Annotated in this window: 16 protein-coding genes, 1 pseudogene and 1 riboswitch; of the genes and pseudogenes, 5 read left to right on the plus strand and 12 right to left on the minus strand. The window is 72.4% G+C overall.

The genetic code is table 11. The features are described from left to right. The first annotated feature begins 52 nt into the window (after positions 1-52). Positions 53-637, plus strand: coding sequence for a uridine kinase (locus ACGFML_RS07165; RefSeq protein WP_393540920.1), 585 nt, complete (start codon positions 53-55; stop codon positions 635-637). A gap of 481 nt (positions 638-1118) precedes the next feature. Further along, a complete protein-coding gene (locus tag ACGFML_RS07170; protein ID WP_393540922.1) occupies positions 1119-3032 on the plus strand; it encodes an AAA family ATPase in 1914 nt (637 codons plus the stop codon). Between the two features lie 329 nt (positions 3033-3361). On the opposite strand, the gene ACGFML_RS07175 is transcribed toward ACGFML_RS07170, so the two are convergent. Further along, positions 3362-3868 (minus strand): hypothetical protein, encoded by a 507-nt coding sequence (locus tag ACGFML_RS07175; protein WP_393540924.1) that lies wholly within the window; start codon positions 3866-3868, stop codon positions 3362-3364. Between the two features lie 399 nt (positions 3869-4267). Between ACGFML_RS07175 and ACGFML_RS07180 the strand changes: the two are divergent. Beyond that, positions 4268-4580 (plus strand): annotated as a pseudogene (locus ACGFML_RS07180) (transposase); the annotation flags it as partial. A gap of 94 nt (positions 4581-4674) precedes the next feature. On the opposite strand, the gene ACGFML_RS07185 reads toward ACGFML_RS07180, so the two are convergent. The 10 genes from ACGFML_RS07185 to ribD form a co-directional block, all read right to left on the minus strand. Continuing rightward, the gene (locus tag ACGFML_RS07185) at positions 4675-5778 is read right to left on the minus strand and encodes a hemolysin family protein (protein WP_393540926.1); all 1104 of its coding nucleotides are present in this window, start codon (positions 5776-5778) and stop codon (positions 4675-4677) included. Continuing rightward, entirely contained in the window at positions 5775-7124 is a 1350-nt protein-coding gene (locus tag ACGFML_RS07190; RefSeq protein ID WP_393540928.1) for a hemolysin family protein, read from the minus strand. Before ACGFML_RS07190 ends, ACGFML_RS07185 begins: the two co-directional genes overlap by 4 nt. A gap of 174 nt (positions 7125-7298) precedes the next feature. Continuing rightward, positions 7299-7739 (minus strand): PH domain-containing protein, encoded by a 441-nt coding sequence (locus ACGFML_RS07195; protein ID WP_393540930.1) that lies wholly within the window; start codon positions 7737-7739, stop codon positions 7299-7301. Between the two features lie 97 nt (positions 7740-7836). Next, the gene (gene hisG, locus ACGFML_RS07200; RefSeq protein ID WP_393540932.1) at positions 7837-8685 is read right to left on the minus strand and encodes an ATP phosphoribosyltransferase; all 849 of its coding nucleotides are present in this window, start codon (positions 8683-8685) and stop codon (positions 7837-7839) included. Between the two features lie 54 nt (positions 8686-8739). Continuing rightward, positions 8740-9012: a phosphoribosyl-ATP diphosphatase gene (locus ACGFML_RS07205; protein ID WP_393540934.1), complete on the minus strand. Its 273-nt coding sequence runs from the start codon at positions 9010-9012 to the stop codon at positions 8740-8742. Between the two features lie 85 nt (positions 9013-9097). After that, entirely contained in the window at positions 9098-9583 is a 486-nt protein-coding gene (ribH, locus tag ACGFML_RS07210; RefSeq protein WP_393540936.1) for a 6,7-dimethyl-8-ribityllumazine synthase, read from the minus strand. Between the two features lie 45 nt (positions 9584-9628). Beyond that, positions 9629-10915 carry a bifunctional 3,4-dihydroxy-2-butanone-4-phosphate synthase/GTP cyclohydrolase II gene (locus ACGFML_RS07215; protein WP_393540938.1) on the minus strand — a complete coding sequence of 429 codons (1287 nt, stop codon included), beginning with the start codon at positions 10913-10915 and terminating at the stop codon, positions 9629-9631. Then, positions 10912-11565: a nicotinamide riboside transporter PnuC gene (locus tag ACGFML_RS07220; RefSeq protein WP_393540940.1), complete on the minus strand. Its 654-nt coding sequence runs from the start codon at positions 11563-11565 to the stop codon at positions 10912-10914. The genes ACGFML_RS07215 and ACGFML_RS07220 overlap by 4 nt, the downstream gene beginning before the upstream one ends. Beyond that, positions 11562-12206, minus strand: coding sequence for a riboflavin synthase (locus tag ACGFML_RS07225; protein ID WP_393540942.1), 645 nt, complete (start codon positions 12204-12206; stop codon positions 11562-11564). The genes ACGFML_RS07220 and ACGFML_RS07225 overlap by 4 nt, the downstream gene beginning before the upstream one ends. 1 nt (position 12207) lies before the next feature. Then, positions 12208-13335, minus strand: a complete 1128-nt coding sequence (gene ribD / locus ACGFML_RS07230) for a bifunctional diaminohydroxyphosphoribosylaminopyrimidine deaminase/5-amino-6-(5-phosphoribosylamino)uracil reductase RibD (RefSeq protein WP_393540943.1) — start codon at positions 13333-13335, stop codon at positions 12208-12210. Positions 13336-13487: 152 nt separating this feature from the next. Continuing rightward, a riboswitch (FMN riboswitch) is annotated at positions 13488-13618 on the minus strand. A 206-nt stretch (positions 13619-13824) separates the two neighbouring features. Here ribD and ACGFML_RS07235 point away from each other — a divergent pair. Beyond that, a complete protein-coding gene (locus ACGFML_RS07235; RefSeq protein ID WP_393540945.1) occupies positions 13825-14616 on the plus strand; it encodes an SDR family oxidoreductase in 792 nt (263 codons plus the stop codon). Between the two features lie 44 nt (positions 14617-14660). Here ACGFML_RS07235 and ACGFML_RS07240 read toward each other — a convergent pair whose 3' ends face one another. Beyond that, positions 14661-15875, minus strand: coding sequence for an ROK family transcriptional regulator (locus tag ACGFML_RS07240; RefSeq protein WP_393540947.1), 1215 nt, complete (start codon positions 15873-15875; stop codon positions 14661-14663). 71 nt (positions 15876-15946) lie between these two features. On the opposite strand from ACGFML_RS07240, the gene ACGFML_RS07245 reads away from it, so the two are divergent. Further along, positions 15947-17176, plus strand: a complete 1230-nt coding sequence (locus tag ACGFML_RS07245) for an MFS transporter (protein ID WP_393540949.1) — start codon at positions 15947-15949, stop codon at positions 17174-17176. Positions 17177-17223 lie beyond the last annotated feature (47 nt).

Consider the following 17223-nt stretch of genomic DNA (forward strand, 5'->3'; position numbering starts at 1 on the left):
GCGCGCGTCGCCGGACGAATATTGGTGTGGACCACTGACGTACTCTGGCGCGATGGAACAGGACCTGACCCCGCTCGCGGACCGGCTACGCGCCCTGCCGCCCTCCTGTGGGCCGGTCCGGCTGATCGCGGTGGACGGGCACGCCGGGTCCGGCAAGAGCACCTTCGCCGGTCATCTGGCGGACGCCCTCGGCGGGGCGCCGGTCGTGCACACCGACGACCTGGCCACCCATGACGAGCTGTTCACCTGGGGCGGGCGGTTCCGGGAGCAGGTGCTGGAGCCGCTCTCCCGGGGCGAGGCCGCGCACTACGGGGTCTACGACTGGGTCCGGCGCGCGTTCGCCGAGCGGCGGGAGGTGCCGCCCGCCCCCGTGGTGCTGGTCGAGGGCGTCGGAGCGGGTCGCCGCGCGCTGCGCCCCTCCCTGGCCTGCCTGCTGTGGATGGAACTGGCGCGCGAGGACTCATGGGAAAGGGGGCAACTCCGGGACGGGCCAGGCCTGTCGGACTTCTGGGATGGCTGGATCCGTGCGGAGCACGCGCACTTTGCGGCGGATCCCACGCGCCCGTGCGCCGATCTACTGATTCATCAGGGGCCGGTGGGGTACGAGGTGCGCGTGGGACCATCCGGAACGACCTGATCGCCCCCGGATTTCACACTCCGTAACAGCGCGCGCCCGCCACCCCCTGAGGCGACGACAGGGTCCCGCCGAGTGCCCCAACTCGGCTTGACCTAAGGGGCGTACAGGACTTACGTTCTCAATGTGCGGTTCAACGGACCGCCTGCAGACGCGAAGCCCCCGGTTGTTCCCCCGTGATCGGGGGCTTCGTTCTGCGCGAAATCCCCTCTGAGGACCGCCTGCACAGCGCCCGTCCCTCACCCTCGGTCACCGCATTCTTCGCGCCGCCGATCCCCGCCGCACCGGCAGCTCTGCCCCGTGCCGCCCTCTTCGGCCTGCACCGATCTCGCGGGTACGATGCGGGTCTGTGCCCCGAAGGGCCCGGACCGCTGTGTGCGCGGCGAGGGACAACTCCCGCCCACCATGTGCCGGTTCGGGCGGCCGCGGCCCGGCACACGCCCGGCGGTGCACACCTCGGGGGGACGTTTTGTGGGGGGACGGGATGGATTTCGGCACGCAGGGCCCACCGGCCCCGGCCGAACTCGCCTGGCTGCGCGCGGTCGACGCCTACACCGTGGGCGCGTATCCGCAGGCCGAGGAGGAGTTCCGGGCCGCGGTCGGGCTCGATCCCACGATGGCCGACGCCTGGCTCGGCCTGCACGCACTGCGTGCCGACACCTCCATCGCGCTGCTGCGCATGCACCAGCACCGCGAGCGCTTCGGCGAACAGCGCGCCCGCCACCACCGCACCCTCAACTCCTGGTACTGGCTGGGCTGGTGGGTCCAGCCGGTGCTGGAGACCGGCCGCGACCTGCTGCTCGCACACGCCTCCCACTGGCTGGACGGCCGCCATGTCGCCGAGCTGGACCAGGCACTGGCCGGCTGCCCGCCGGTCGACACCGACCCCCAGGTCCGTTTTCTGCACGCCTGCCGCGCCTACCTCGTCAAGGACTGGGACCAGCTCGTCCGACACGCCGAACCGCTGCTGGCCGACCCGGTGCTGGGCATCGAGGCGGGGCTGTTCGGCGGCATGGCGCGGGTGCGGCTGGAGATGTACGGGCAGGCCGAGCCGCTACTGGCCACCGCGCTGATGCGCTGCCGCAGCGAGCAGCCGCAGCGCAAGGAACTGCGCTACTGGCTCGCCCGCGCCCATGAGGGCACCGGCCGCAGCGCCGCGGCCCTCCCCCTCTACCGCGCCGTCCACCGCATCGACCGGGCGTTCATGGACACCGCGGCCCGCCTGGCCGCCATCGCCGAGGCGGACGGCCTGGACGACGGCCCCGGACTTGCCACGGTCTCCGCCTCCGGCGCCGGCCAGGAGGCGGCCGGCGATCTGGACCCGCTCGCCCCGCTCGACACCGTGGACGGCCGCGAACTGCTGGCGACCGGCGAGCCGGACGGGCCGCAGGCACCGGATCCCGACCGGGCCGGCCCGCCACCGGCGAGCGGCACCACCGCCCGGCTCAAGGCCGCGGCGCCGGGCCCACGCGGCCCCGAGCGGCTGCCCACCGGCCCCGCCGATCCCGTTCTGCTGGAGAAGGCACTGGCCGAGCTGGAGCGGATGGTCGGCATGGAGCCGGTCAAACGGCAGGTGCGGGCGCTGTCGGCCCAGCTGCGGATGGCCCGGCTGCGCGCGAGCCAGGGACTTCCCGTACAGCCGCCCAAGCGGCACTTCGTCTTCTCGGGGCCCTCGGGCACCGGCAAGACCACGGTGGCCCGGATACTCGGGCGGGTCTTCTACGCGCTGGGGCTGCTCGGCGGCGACCACCTCGTGGAGGCGCAACGCGCGGATCTGGTGGGCGAGTTCCTGGGTCAGACGGCGGTCAAGGCCAATGAGCTGATCGACTCGGCGCTGGGCGGGGTGCTGTTCGTCGACGAGGCGTACAGCCTGTCCAACTCCGGCTACAGCAAGGGCGACGCCTACGGCGACGAGGCCCTTCAGGTGCTGCTCAAACGCGCCGAGGACAACCGCGACCGGCTCGTCGTCATCCTGGCCGGCTACCCGGAGGGCATGGACCGCCTGCTGGCCGCCAATCCGGGCCTGTCGTCCCGCTTCACCAGCCGCGTCGACTTCCCCAGCTACCGCCCGCTGGAACTGACCGCCATCGGCGAGGTACTGGCCGCCGAGAACGGCGACCGCTGGGACGACGAGGCCCGCGACGAGCTGGGCAGCATCAGCGGCCATGTCGTCGACCAGGGCTGGATCGACGAGCTCGGCAACGGCCGCTTCCTGCGCACCCTGTACGAGAAGAGCTGCGCCTACCGCGACCTGCGACTGTCCACCTGGCGGGGCACCCCCACCCGCGACGACCTCGCCACACTGCGGCTGCCCGATCTCATGCAGGCATACGGGGAGGTGCTGTCCGGGCGCGGGCCCGACCCGCAGGGGCCGCCACCCAAGGGGCTGGACCTCTAGAGCGCGTTGAGCGCCTTCTTGAACCTTCTGGGCCACGCCGGGCACGGTACGACTCCATCTGGTTGACCTGGTTGACGAACCACGCGTCGGACCCGAGAAGGAAGAGCCGTGTCCGCACAACGCATGTCTCAGAGGCGTCGAGTCGTGCTGCTGGTCGCTCGGCCGGCCTGGCGACCGCGGGCGCGCTCCTGCCTTCCGGCGCGCTGGCTGCCTCGCCGGAGCACGCCGTCGCTGGGAAGGCGGAAGCGCCGGCGAGTATTCCGGCCGGTCGTGACCGTCTGAACTTGCGCGCCGGAAGGGCCTCGCCGGGGTTGGTCGTGTCAGTTCTGTCATTCGTCGCCTTCGTCGTCTCGCGACAAGGCTTCTTTGCATGCGGTGAGGAAGACGTTGAGGGCCGTACCTCCGCTCGCGCTCACGCCGGCCTCAAAGGGGCGCCTAACCCTGTCGTCGGCACGTCTCAGCAGTTCGAGTGCTGCTTCTTCGACGGAGTCAGGCCCGAAGAGGGCGAGCTTTTTACAGGCCATGCTGAGCTCGGCTTGTCGCTCATATGGCTCCGTGGTCTCTCCTCCAAGCCCGGATGCGAGGAGCGCTGCGGCCCTCGTAAGGCTCATATATGCATCGATCACTGATGCGTAGGCGGCTCGACGTTCTTGTCGCACCCAGTGTTTTCGTTCGTTGATGGCTTGCCCGGATAGCTGCTCCATTGTGGCGCGCAAGGTTGCGCCGGCGCTGTGTTTGGCTGCTCTCCAGCTGGCCCAGCCTCCGACCGCGGCGCCGATGATGGCTGCGGCGAAGCCGATGATGGCGGCATAGAGGGCCGCCTTCCCCTCGTCCACGTGTCCCCCTGTTGTGGTGTGCGAGGGGGAGGCTAACCGCTTGGTCTGGCTTGAGGGTGCGGCTGGAGATACCCGGCAACCAGCAGGCGATTTTCGGACATGTCTGCTAGCGCGAAAGCTCCCCCGCGTCCCGCTGTTCGCGTCCCGGGGCGATCGCTCACCTGCAGCCTGGTTTCCGCTCTCCCTTGAGAAAAGCGCCAGGTGGGAAGCCATGACCTGACCTGCCAACATTCACTGAATTACCCATGTTCAGCCGACCCGTATATCGAAACCCGATACACATGCATTTCAGCGCGAGTGAGGCTCGGTGAGTCTCGGTTGGGCAGGATCTGATCGCTGTCGACGTGTCCGGATCCTGATTGAAGTTCGTCCGGCCACTTGCTGCCCGAATCCCTGCGGGGCCGGAAGTGGTGGGACGACCGCACCGTGCTCAACGGAATCGTGGGGAAGTTCCGCACCGGGACCGCTTGGCAGGACGTTCCCGAGCGGTACGGCCCGTGGGCCACGCTGCACACCCGCTTCCGGCGAGGGGCCCTGGACGACACCTTCGAGCGGATGCTCTGCGTCCGCCCGGGCCCGGGCGGACGCAGCCGGAGACATCGACTGGCTCGTGCCGGTCGACTCCACCGTCGTCCGCACCAACCAGCACGCCGCCGGGGCCCGAAAAAGGGGGGCCCGAAGCCCCGGACTCGGACGGTCCCGAGGCGGTCTGCAGCCGTCACCCTCGCATCACTCCTGATGTGGGCGTGACATGTGAAAACAACTCCTAGGCCGCAGGTGCCCCGCGCCCCGACGGCGCGGGTGGGTCAGCCCGCCAGCGCCCGATCCGCCTCCGGGAGTGCACGCGGCGCGGCGACGCGCTCGGCGCGGGCCGCCGGTGCCCGGCGGTGGGCCGGGTCGCGGACCTCGCCGACCAGCATCTCCAGGACGTCCTCCAAGGCGACCAGACCGAGCACCCGGCCGGTGCCGTCGGCGACCGCCGCCAGGTGCGAGGCCGCCCGGCGCATCGCGGTGAGCGCGTCGTCCAGCGGCAGCTCGGCGCGCAGCGTGGCCATCGGGTGCCAGATGCGCTGCGGCACCGAGCGGTCCCGTTCCTCCAGGTCCAGGACGTCCTTGACGTGCAGGTAGCCCATGTAGGCGCCGCCGGGCGCGCAGACCGGGAAGCGGGAGTAGCCGGTCTTGACGGTCAGCTCCTCCACCTGGCGGGGCGTCACCGTCGGGTCCACAGTCACCAGGCCCGCCCGGTCGAGGAGGACGTCGGTGACGGGGCGGCTGCCGAGCTCCAGGGCGTCGGAGAGACGCTCCTGCTCCTCGGGCTCCAGCAGGCCCGCCTGGCCGGAGTCCTCGACGAGGTGGGTCAGCTGCTCGCTGGTGAAGACCGCCTCGACCTCGTCCTTGGGCTCGACCCGGAAGAGCCGCAGTACACCGCGGGCGCAGGCGCCGAGCAGGGCGGTCACCGGGCGGCACAGCCGGGCGAAGGCGACCAGCCCGGGGCTGAACCACAGGGCGGTCTTCTCCGGCGCCGCCATCGCCATGTTCTTGGGGACCATCTCGCCGATGACGAGGTGGAGGAAGACCACCAGTGCCAGCGCGATGACATAGCCGAGGGGATGGATCAGCGCCTCGGGGAGCCGGACCGCCTCGAAGGCCGGCTCCAGCAGGTGGGCGACGGTCGGTTCGGCGACCGCGCCGAGTGTCAGGGAGCAGACGGTGATGCCGAACTGCGCGGCGGCCATCATCTGCGGGAGGTTCTCCAGGCCGTGCAGGACCTGGCGGGCCCGTTTGGAACCTTCCGTCGCCAGCGGTTCGATCTGGCTGCGGCGTACGGAGACCAGGGCGAATTCGGCGCCGACGAAGAAGCCGTTGGCGAGCACGAGGAGTATCGCGAAGAGGAGCTGGGCCAGGGTCACCGGGCCACCTCCGCGGCGAGCGGTACGGCGGGCGGGGCCGTGGCGGCCGTCCGGACGATTCTTATCCGCTCGGCGCGGTGGTGCGAGACCAGCCGGACCCGCAGCCGCCAGCCGTCGAGTTCGGCGGTGTCACCGGGCGCCGGGATCCTGCCGAGTATGTGGGCCACCAGCCCCGCCACCGTCTCGTACGGGCCGTCGGGGGCCTCCAGCCCGATCCGCCGCAGCGTGTCGACCCGGCAGCCGCCGTCGGCGTCCCAGGTGGGGCGGCCGTCCTCGGCGGGGGCCTGGCCCAGTTCGGGCAGGTCCACCCTGTCGTGTTCGTCGCGGACCTCGCCGACGAGTTCCTCGATGATGTCCTCCAGGGTGACCACGCCGGCCGTGCCGCCGTACTCGTCGACCACGACCGCGATCGGCTGTTCGCTGCGCAGCCGCTCCAGCAGCGGCTGCACCGGCAGCGTCTCGGGCACCAGCAGCGGCGGCACCGCGATGCGGCCGGCCGGTGTGCGCAGCCGGTCGTGGGCGGCTATGGCCAGCGCGTCCTTCAGGTGCACCATGCCGATGACCTCGTCGATCCGGGTGCGGTAGACGGGGAAGCGGGACAGACCGGTGGCGCGGGTGAGGTTCACCACGTCCTCGGCGGTCGCGGAGGCCTGCAGCGCGCTGACCCGCACCCGCGGTGTCATGACGTTCTCCGCGGTCAGGTCGCCCAGCGAGAGGGTGCGGACGAACAGGTCGGCGGTGTCCTGTTCGATCGCGCCGGCCTGGGCGGAGTGCCGGGCGAGCGAGACCAGTTCGCCGGGGGTGCGGGCGGAGGCCAGCTCGTCCGTCGGTTCCACGCCCAGGGCACGGACGAGGCGGTTGGCGACGGTGTTGAGGAGGGTGATCACCGGGCGGAAGAACCGCGAGAAGGCGTTCTGCGGGCCGGCGACGAACCGGGCGACCTGGAGCGGCTTGGAGACCGCCCAGTTCTTGGGCACCAGCTCGCCGATGACCATCTGGACGGCGGAGGCCAGCAGCATGCCGAGGACGACGGCGACGCCGGGTGCCGCGGCCGCGGGCAGGCCGACGGCGCGCAGCGGGCCGCTCAGCAGCTGGGCCAGCGCCGGCTCGGCGAGCATGCCGACGACCAGTGAGGTGATGGTGATGCCCAGCTGGGTGCCGGACAGCTGGAAGGAGAGTTCGCGGAGTGCGGCGACGACGGTGGCGGCGCGCCGGTCGCCGTCGGCCGCGGCGCGTTCGGCGTCCGCCTTCTCGACGGTGACGAGTCCGAACTCGGCGGCCACGAAGAAACCGTTGGCCAGGATCAGGACGAGGGCCGCCGCGAGCAGCAGCAGGGGGTCGGTCATGCCGCCGCCTCCGTGGTGTGCGGGGGTTGGGGAGGGGCGGCGCAGGTACTACAGGACGATCCGTCCATTGCCGGAGGGAGTCACTCCTCGGTTCGCGGTGGGCCCCCTCGGGGGCAGGGCGCGGGACGCACCCCGGGGAACAGAGTAATCAGACGGGCCCGGATTAGGGCAGGCTCACCCGGCCGTGTGGCCGACGCCGCCGTGGTTCTCGGCGAGCCGGCGCAGTGCGCGGGCGTCGCGGATGGCCGCGTCCCGGCCGATGCCCGGCTGGATGCCCATCGCAGGCAGGCTGGTGCCGTCGGCGAGGTCGAGGTGGACCCAGGGGTCGCCGGCCCGGAGGTTGACCCGCAGCACCTGGGCCCAGGCCAGCTCGCGCTTGGTGGTGAGGTTGACGACAGTGATGCCCTCCTGCCGCGCGACCACCTTGGGGCGGGCGAGCAGCAGAAGGACGGCCAGGATCAGCAGGCCCGTGCCGACGAAGCTGAGCCGTTCGCCGCCGGTCAGCTTCGGCAGCAGCAGCGCGATCACCGTCAGGACGGCGAGCTGGGCGGTGCCGGCGAAGTACAGGACCGCCCGGGTACGGGCCGGCCGGAAGGTCACCGGGAGGCTGGGCAAGGACGGGGGTCCCCCCTGCTCGAGCGGAGTCGAGGGCTCGGGGGCGGGCTCGGCGGGCACGTCGTCGGTCTTCCGTCGTCTGGTGGGACTGCGGGCGTCAGAGCCGGCAGGCGTGGATGCCGGTGGTGAGGATGGCGCGGGCGCCGAGGTCGTAGAGCTCGTCCATGATGCGCTGGGCCTCCTTGGACGGGACCATCGAGCGGACCGCGACCCAGCCCTCGTGGTGCAGCGGGGAGACGGTGGGCGACTCCAGGCCGGGGGTGAGGGCGACGGCCTTCTCGACGTGCTCGACGCGGATGTCGTAGTCCATCATCACGTAGCGGCGGGCCACCAGGACGCCCTGCATACGGCGCAGGAACTGGCGGACCTTCGGGTCGTCCTCGGGGGCGCCGGCGCGGCGGATGACGACCGCCTCCGACTTGAGGATCGGCTCACCGATGATCTCCAGGCCGGCGTTGCGCAGGGTGGTGCCGGTCTCCACGACGTCGGCGATGATCTCGGCGACGCCGAGCTGGATGGCGGTCTCGACGGCGCCGTCGAGGTGCACGACGGAGGCGTCCACGCCGTTGTCGGCGAGGTGCTGGGTGACCAGGCCGGAGAACGAGGTGGCGATGGTCATGCCGCCGAACTCGCCGACGTCCTTGGCGGTGCCCGGACGGGTGGCGTAGCGGAAGGTCGAGCCGGCGAAGCCGAGCTGCATGATCTCCTCGGCCTGCGAGCCGGAGTCCAGCAGCAGGTCCCGACCGGTGATGCCGATGTCCAGCTTGCCGGAGCCGACGTAGACGGCGATGTCGCGCGGGCGGAGGAAGAAGAACTCGACCTCGTTCTCGGCGTCGACCAGGACCAGTTCCCTGCGGTCCTTGCGCTGGCGGTAGCCGGCCTCATGCAGCATCGCCGACGCAGGCTCGGACAGTGAACCCTTGTTGGGGACAGCGATGCGCAGCATGGGTGCAGGTTTCCTTTGCAGCTGAAGGGAGTTGAGGTGAGAACGGGTGAAGGATCAGAGGTGGGCGTAGACGTCGTCGAGGGAGATTCCCTTGGCGACCATCATCACCTGAAGGTGGTAGAGGAGCTGGGAGATCTCCTCGGCGGCGGCGTCGTCGGATTCGTACTCCGCGGCCATCCACACCTCGGCGGCCTCTTCGACGACCTTCTTGCCGATGGTATGGACACCGGCCTGCACCAGCTCGGCGGTACGGGAGGTGGCCGGGTCGCCGTTGGCGGCCTTCTGCTGGAGCTCGGTGAAGAGCTCCTCGAAAGTCTTCTTGGACATGGTGACGCCTACCCTACGCGGTGCAGTCACAGCGGCGCGCAGCGCCTCCACCGAAGGGTGGTGGTGGGAGACGCGCGGGCCGCCCTCAGCGCCAGGGTTCGCTGACCGAGCGGAGCGTGGCGGCGGTGGCGACCGCGGCCGTGACCGCTTCGTGGCCCTTGTCCTCGGGCGATCCCTCCAGGCCGGCACGGTCCAGGGCCTGCTGCTCGGTGTCACAGGTCAGTACGCCGAAGCCGACGGGGACGCCGGTGTCCACCGAGACCTGGGTCAGGCCCTGGGTGACGCCCTGGCAGACGTATTCGAAGTGCGGGGTACCGCCCTTGATGACGACGCCGAGCGCGACCACCGCGTCGTAGCCGCGGCCGGCCAGGACCTTGGCGACGACCGGCAGCTCGAACGCTCCGGGCACCCGCAGCAGGGTCGGCTCGTCGATGCCGAGCTCGGTCAGTGCGCGCAGCGCGCCGTCCACCAGGCCGTCCATCACCTGCTCGTGCCACTGGGCGGCGATCACGGCCACCCGCAGGTCGCCACAGTTCTTCACGGTCAGTTCGGGTGCGCCCTTGCCGCTCACGGTTCTCCTCGTACGGGTGATGTGGTGTCTCGTGCTGACGGGTGGTTACTGGTTGCCGCAGGTGGACGCGCGATCGGAGTCCAGCCAGGGCAGGTCGTGGCCCATCCGGTCCCGCTTGGTGCGCAGGTACCGCAGGTTGTGTTCACCGGCCTGGACGGGCATCGGCTCGCGGCCGGTGACGTCGAGGCCGCACCGCACCAGGGCGGCGGTCTTGTCGGGGTTGTTGGTCATCAGGCGCAGCGAATGCACGCCCAGGTCCTGGAGCATCTGTGCGCCGGCGGCGTAGTCGCGGGAGTCGGCGGGCAGCCCCAGTTCGAGGTTGGCGTCGAGCGTGTCGCGTCCGCGCTCCTGGAGCTCGTAGGCCCGCAGCTTGGACAGCAGGCCGATGCCGCGTCCTTCGTGGCCGCGGAGGTAGATGACCACACCGCGGCCGGTCTCGGTGATCCGGCGCAGCGAGGCCTCCAGCTGGGGGCCGCAGTCGCAGCGCAGCGAGTGGAAGATGTCGCCGGTCAGGCACTCGGAGTGGACCCGTACCAGGACGTCCTCGCCGTCGCCGATCTCGCCGGCGACCAGGGCGATGTGCTCGACGCCGTCGACGGTGGAGCGGTAGCCGTACGCCGTGTATTCGCCGTGGGCGGTGGGCAGCCGGGTCTCGGCCTCCCGGCGGACGGTGGGGGCGGAGGTCCGGCGGTAGGCGACCAGGTCCTCGATGGAGATGATGGACAGGCCGTGCTTGCGGGCGAACGGGACGAGCTCGGGCAGCCGCAGCATGGTGCCGTCCTCGCCGGCGATCTCCACGATGGCGGCGGCGGGGCGGAGTCCGGCCAGTCGGGCGAGGTCGACGCCGGCCTCGGTGTGGCCGTTGCGGACCAGGACGCCGCCGGGCTTGGCGCGCAGCGGGAAGATGTGGCCGGGCCGTACGAAGTCGCCCGGGACCGAGTCGCCGGCGGCGAGCAGGCGCAGGGTGGTGGCACGGTCGGCGGCGGAGATTCCGGTGCTGACGCCGTGGGCGGCGGTGGCGTCGACGGAGACCGTGAAGGCGGTCTGCATCGACTCGGTGTTGTGGTCGACCATCTGCGGGAGTTCCAGGCGGTCGAGTTCGGCGCCCTCCATGGGGGCGCAGATCAGTCCGCGGCACTCGCTCATCATGAAGGCGACGATCTCGGGGGTGGCCTTCTCGGCCGCGATGACGAGGTCGCCCTCGTTCTCGCGGTTCTCGTCGTCCACGACGACGACCGGGCGGCCCGCGGCGATGTCGGCGACGGCCCGTTCGACGGGGTCCAGCACCAGGCCCTCGGTGTCCTCGGCGTACCAGCTCTGCGCTGCGGTCATGCCGCTGCTCCTTCCAGGACGGGGCGCGTGGCGGCGCGCGAGCGCAGCCACCAGTCACGCATGCCCCACACGACGAGGGCGAGATAGACGACGTAGACGAAACCGGAGAAGGCGAGGCCGCTGCTGAAGGCGAGCGGGACGCCGACCACATCGACCAGCAGCCAGGCGAACCAGAACTCGACCAGGCCGCGCGCCTGGGCGACCATCGCGGCGAGCGTGCCGACGAAGATGTAGGCGTCCGGCCAGGGGTTCCAGGACAGCTGCGGGAGCAGGGTGAACAGTGCGCCGACGGCCGCGGTGCCCAGGGCCGTACCGCCGATCAGCACGGCGCGCTCGCGCCGGCCGGCGAAGCGTACGGCGATGGAGCCGTCCTGCGCCTGCTGCCGGCCGCGCTGCCACTGCCGCCAGCCCCAGAGCGCCACGCCGATGACCAGCAGCTGCTTGCCGACGCCGCCGCTGAGGTGGGCGGAGGCGTAGGCGGCGACGAGGATGACGCCGGAGAGGAACTGGGCCGGCCAGGTCCATATGGACCGCCGCCAGCCGAGGGCGAGGGCCAGCAGGCCGATGGTGTTGCCGACCATGTCCGACCAGATGACGTGCTGTCCGAAGGCCGTGAAGGCTTCGCCGTTCAGCCAGCCGAGGGCGCTCAACGGTCCATCTCCTTGAGGTTGTCGAGGTCCCTGAGGTCCGTGCCGGCGGCGTCGCCCCCGCCGAGCAGCCGCTCGACGTACTTGGCGAGGATGTCGACCTCGAGGTTGACGGGGTCGCCGACCTTCTTGATGCCCAGGGTGGTCAGGGCGAGGGTGGTGGGGATGAGGCTGATGGTGAAGTGGTCGGCGGCGGCGTCGACGACGGTGAGGCTGACGCCGTCGACGGTGACGGAGCCCTTCTCCACGACATAGCGGGCCAGCCCGGCCGGCAGCGCGATCTTGACGATCTCCCAGTGCTCGGCGGGGGTGCGCTCGACGATGGTGCCGGTGCCGTCGACATGGCCCTGGACGAGGTGCCCGCCGAGCCGTCCGCCGAGCGCCATCGGGCGCTCCAGATTGACCCGTGAGCCGGTGGCCAGCGCGCCGAGGCTGGAGCGGTTGAGCGTCTCGGCCATCACATCGGCGGTGAATTCGCCCTCGGCGGTGTCCACGACGGTCAGACAGACACCGTTGACGGCGATCGAGTCGCCGTGCTTGGCGTCCTCGGTGACGACGGGGCCGCGCAGTCGGAACCGGGAGGCGTCACCGAGGTCCTCGATGGCGACGACCTCACCCAGTTCTTCGACGATTCCGGTGAACACTTCAGTTCTCCTCGTGGAGGGCGTGGCGGATGGGGGTGGCGGTGATGCGCAGATCGGGGCCGAGCCGTTCGGTGTCGGTCACATCGAGCCGCAACGCCTGGCCGATCGTGGTGATTCCGGCGTCGCCGACCGCGGCCGGTCCGGCGCCGAGCAGGGCCGGCGCGAGATAGCCGACAACCTTGTCGACGGTCCGGGCGGCGAGGAAGGCCCCGGCGAGCGTGGGCCCGCCTTCGAGGAGTACGGAGCGCACATCGCGCTCGTACAGGGCCGTCAGGAGTGCGGGGATGTGCAGGCCGCGGCCCTGGGTGGCGCGTGGCAGCCGGAGGAGGGGGGCGAGGCCGTCGAGGTGGGCGGCGTCGGCGTCCTCGGCGACGGCGACGAGGGTCGGGGCGGTGCCGTCCAGGACGCGGGCGCCTGCCTTGACGGCGGTGGCGTCGGAGTCGACGACGACCCGCAGCGGCTGGCTGACCTCGGGGTCCGGGAGGCCGCTGATCCGGACGCCGAGCTGCGGGTCGTCGGCGCGGGCGGTGCCGGAGCCGACGACCACGGCGTCCGCGGCGGCCCGGAGGCGGTGCACATCGGCGCGCGATTCGGGCGAGGAGATCCAGCGGCTGGTGCCGTCGGCGGCGGCGATCCGGCCGTCGAGGGTGGCCGCGTACTTCCACAGCACGAAGGGCCGACGGCGCAGGACCGAGGTCAGCCATGCCTCGTTGCCCGCCGCCGCCTCGTCGGCCAGCAGTCCGCCCTCGACGTCGATTCCTGCCTCGGCCAGGGTGACGGCGCCGTCGGTGGCGGTCGGGTTGGGGTCGGGGACTGCGTAGACGACGCGGGCGATCCCGGCGTCGGCGAGTGCCCGGGCGCAGGGGCCGGTGCGGCCGGTGTGGTTGCAGGGTTCGAGGGTGACCAGCGCGGTGCCGCCGCGGGCGCGTTCGCCGGCCGCGCGCAGTGCGTGGATCTCGGCGTGCGGACCGCCGGCCCGCTGGTGCCAGCCCTCGCCCGCGATGCGGCCGTCGGAGTCCAGGACGACACAGCCGACCACCGGGTTGGGGCTGGTGTGCCCGAGACCGCGCGCGGCGAGCTCAATGGCACGGCGCATCGCCGCGGTCTCATCGGGGGCTGCGGTGGCCACCGGGTCCTCCTGCCTCTTCGGGCACGGACTCCGGGGCTGTCGAACGACAGAAAACGGAAACGAGGCCACCGGGACACCGGGGCCGGAACAGAAGGCCCGTCCGGAGATACGACCGGACGCGCCGCCGACGGCGGTGTACCGAAGCTCGCCCGCCGCGCACTGCCTCCCATCCGGACTTTCACCGTCGGTGCAGGAATTTCACCTGCTCAACCGGCCGCTGGCTGCGGACGGGTCGCGGACTATTACCGCCGGTTCGGAATTACACCGACCCCGGAGTGCGCTGCTTGCTCTTATGTCAGTACAGCTTCAGTCTGCCACGGCTGATCGTCGCCCATGCGGGCGAGGGCCTGTGGGGTGGCTCACAGGCGACGGTGCGCGTCGGGTGTCACAGGCCGCACGGGGGTGTCGTCACAGTGGAGGGACACGCGCCCGCGACGGTACGTGCCCACGAGGCCACCCACCCCTCCCACCCCCAAGGACTGATCTCCGATGGCGACAATTCTGGTGACCGGCGGCACGGGCACACTCGGACGGTCCCTGGTCGACCGGCTGCTCGAGGACGGCCATGAGGTCCGCTCGCTGAGCCGGCGGCCGCACACCGGCCGGGAGCGGCCCGGGCTGCGGGTGCACGCGGTCGATCTGCGCGACGGCACCGGGCTGGCGGAGGCGGTGGCGGGTGCGGACGCGATCGTGCACTGCGCCTCGGCGCCCTCCGGCGGCGACACGGAGGCGGCAGGCCGGCTGATCGACGCGGCGAGGGCGGCGGCGGTCCCCCATATGGTCTACATCTCCATCGTCGGCGTGGACCGGGTCCCGCTGCGCTACTACCGGAGCAAGCGTGCCGTGGAGCAGCTGATCGAGGACTCCGGTCTGGGCTGGAGCGTGCTGCGCACCACGCAGTTCCACGATCTGGTGCTGGCACTGGTCAAGGGCGGCGCGCGGTCACCGGTGCTGCCGGTGCCGGTGGGGGTGCGGGTACAGCCGGTGGCGGTGACGGAGGTGGCCGCCCGGCTGGCCGGGCTGGCGGCCGGCGCACCGGCCGGGCGGGTCACCGATCTCGGCGGCCCCGAGGTGCTCGCGGCCGGGGATCTCGTCCGGGCCACTCTGGAGGCGGGCGGGCGGCGCCGGCTGCTGGCACCGCTGTGGCTGCCGGGCCGGACGTTCGGGGCGCTGCGGCGGGGCGGGAACCTCACGCCGGAGCACGCGGACGGGCGGCAAACGTACGCGGAGTTCCTGGCGGAGCGGGCCGCGGCGGGGAACGTGGCGGGGAACGCGCGCTGAGGCGGCGCCCGGGGTGAAGCGGCGCCCGACACCGGGTCGCGCGCTCAGCTCCCGGGGGAGAACAGGTCGTTCTGTGCGGCGTCGCGCGCCGCGAGCACCGCACCGCGCAGCACCGCCCGCCCGCCGACCGTCCCCGCGCGCACCTCGGTGCGCAGCGGGGACAGCCGGGCGAGGTGGCCGGCGACCCGTTCGGCGAGCGCGTCGCCGCCGGCCCGGCCGATCTCACCGCCGAGGACGACGCACCCGGGGTCGAGCACGGCGCAGACCGCCGCCACCCCGAGGGCGATCCGCGCGGCGAGCGCGTCGAGGAACGGCGTCGCACCGGTGGCCACCGCATCCCGCACGAGGGCCTCGGCCGGCGGGGCGTCGCCGTCGGACGCCTCGGCCGGCTCCCGCGCCGTCAGCCCGTGGTCGGCCGCCAGCGCGCAGATCGCGGCGGAGCCGGCCAGCGAGTGGAAGCCGCCGTCGCAGCCACGCGCGGAGGGCAGCCCGGCGGTGCCGGGAACGGGGAGGAAGCCGATCTCGCCGGTGCCGCCGGAGGCACCGCGGCGGAGCGCGCCGTCCAGGACGACCGCGGCGCCGGTGCCGTGGCCGAGCCAGAGGAGCACGAAGGTGTCCCGGTCGTGGGCCGCGCCGGCGCGCTGTTCGGCGACGGCGGCGAGGTTGACCTCGTTCTCCAGCAGGACCGATCCGGGCGTCCGGTCGTGGAGTTCGCCGACCAGCGCGGCGTGCCACGGCGGGTTCCAGTCGCCGCCGGTGCGGCCGGTGGCCGGGTCGATCAGGCCGGGGGCGCCGATCGCGACGGTGTGCGGACGGCCGGCGCCGGCCGCGTCGAGGGCCTCGTCGAGGGCGGCGAGGACGGCCGCCACGGGGTTGCCTGGCGGGCCGTCCGGGCCGAGGGGGACGGCGCGTTCGGCGCGCACCCGCCCCAGGAGGTCGGCGACCGCGACGGTGGCACTGCGGGTGCGCAGATCGAGGCCGACGAGATGGGCCCGGTCGGCGACGATCCCGTAGAGCCGGGCGTTGGGTCCGCGCCGCTGCGCGCCGCTCTCGCCGACCACGGCGATCAGCCCGTCCGTCTGCAGGCGTTCGACCAGGTCCGACACCGTCGGCCGGGACAGGCCGGTCAGTGACTTGAGCTGACCTGCCGTCAGCGGCCCTTCGGACTGCAGGAGTTGGAGGGCGAGTCGGTCGTTGATCCGCCGTGCGGTGGCCGGGGAGGCGGTGCGGCCGGCCGCCGCCGCGCGCGATGCATGCATGGCCGGATCCTTTCACCCCCCGGCGGCGTCTCCTCTTATTATCAGGCAGGCTTCCTGATATTTTACCGGCCATGGCAGGCACCGGCGTCACGGACGCCTCCACCCCACCCCCCGTCGACGGGCTGCGCCGCGCACGCTGGGCGATCGCCCTGGTCTTCCTCGTCCACGGCACGGTCACCGGGAACTTCGCCACCCGCATCCCCTGGATCCAGGACCACACCGGCATCACCCCGGGCCAGCTCGGCCTGGCCCTCGCCTTCCCCGCGATCGGCGCCTCCCTGGCCATGCCGCTGGCCGGCCGGGTCAGCCACCACCTCGGCGCCCGCGCCGCCCTGCGGGTGCTGCTCGCCCTCTGGACGCTGGCGCTGGCCCTGCCCGCTCTCTCGCCGTCCGGTTATGTGCTGTGCCCTGCGCTGCTGCTCTACGGCGGGGCCGCGGGCATGTCGGACGTCGCCATGAACGCGCTGGGCGTGGAGACCGAGAACCGGCTCGGCAAACCGATCATGTCGGGGCTGCACGGCATGTGGAGCGCCGGCGCGCTGGTGGGGTCGGCGGCCGGCACCGTCGCCGCGCACGCCGGCACGGACGCCCGGATCCATCTCGGCGTCGCCGCACTGCTGTTGACCCTCCTGGGCACCGTGGCCTGTCAGGGCGTTCTGGATCTGCGCAGCGACCCGGAGGACGGTCCGCCGCCGCGCTTCGCGCTGCCGCCGAAGTCGGCGCTGGTCATCGGGGCCATAGGCTTTTGCGCGGTGTTCGCGGAGGGCGCCAGCCTGGACTGGTCGGCGGTCTATCTGCGGGACGTGCTGGGCACCGATGCGGGCCTGGCGGCCGCGTCGACCACCGCGTTCGCCTGCACCATGGCTGTCGCCCGGCTGGTGGGCGACAAGGTCGTGGCCCGCTTCGGGGCGGTGCGCACGGTCCGCGGCGGGGGCGTCCTGGCGACGGCGGGCGGCCTGCTCATCATGACGGCCCGGCATCCGGCGCCGGCGATGGCCGGGTTCGCCCTGATGGGCCTGGGCATCGCGGTCGTGGTGCCGCTCGCCTTCGCTGCGGCCGGCCGCAGCGGCCCCGCCCCCAGCCAGGCCATCGCGGGCGTCGCCACGATCACCTACACCTCCGGCCTCATCGCTCCCTCCACCATCGGCGGCATCGCCCAGGCCACCTCGCTGACGGTGTCGTTCGCGCTGGTGACGGCATTGACACTGGGGCTTGCTGCGGGGGCGCGGGTGCTGCGGGTGCCGGGGCGTGAGACCCACCCGACGGCGGCCGCGCCCGCGACCGATCTGGAACGTTCGTGACCGGACGGGACGGCGGGAAGGCCACGGACGAGCCCGGCGCCGCCGCG

The sequence above is a fragment of the Streptomyces sp. NPDC048650 genome, assembly GCF_043199095.1.
Classification (GTDB): domain Bacteria; phylum Actinomycetota; class Actinomycetes; order Streptomycetales; family Streptomycetaceae; genus Streptomyces.

What these genes read in the sequence shown, in the direction of transcription:
- ACGFML_RS07245 (WP_393540949.1), top strand. Translation starts at nt 15,947, where the DNA reads ATGGCAGGCACCGGCGTCACGGACGCCTCCACCCCACCCCCCGTCGAC.
- ACGFML_RS07170 (WP_393540922.1), top strand. Translation starts at nt 1,119, where the DNA reads ATGGATTTCGGCACGCAGGGCCCACCGGCCCCGGCCGAACTCGCCTGG.
- ACGFML_RS07205 (WP_393540934.1), bottom strand. Translation starts at nt 9,012, where the DNA reads ATGTCCAAGAAGACTTTCGAGGAGCTCTTCACCGAGCTCCAGCAGAAG.
- ACGFML_RS07240 (WP_393540947.1), bottom strand. Translation starts at nt 15,875, where the DNA reads ATGCATGCATCGCGCGCGGCGGCGGCCGGCCGCACCGCCTCCCCGGCC.
- ACGFML_RS07165 (WP_393540920.1), top strand. Translation starts at nt 53, where the DNA reads ATGGAACAGGACCTGACCCCGCTCGCGGACCGGCTACGCGCCCTGCCG.
- ACGFML_RS07190 (WP_393540928.1), bottom strand. Translation starts at nt 7,124, where the DNA reads ATGACCGACCCCCTGCTGCTGCTCGCGGCGGCCCTCGTCCTGATCCTG.
- hisG (WP_393540932.1), bottom strand. Translation starts at nt 8,685, where the DNA reads ATGCTGCGCATCGCTGTCCCCAACAAGGGTTCACTGTCCGAGCCTGCG.
- ACGFML_RS07235 (WP_393540945.1), top strand. Translation starts at nt 13,825, where the DNA reads ATGGCGACAATTCTGGTGACCGGCGGCACGGGCACACTCGGACGGTCC.
- ACGFML_RS07215 (WP_393540938.1), bottom strand. Translation starts at nt 10,915, where the DNA reads ATGACCGCAGCGCAGAGCTGGTACGCCGAGGACACCGAGGGCCTGGTG.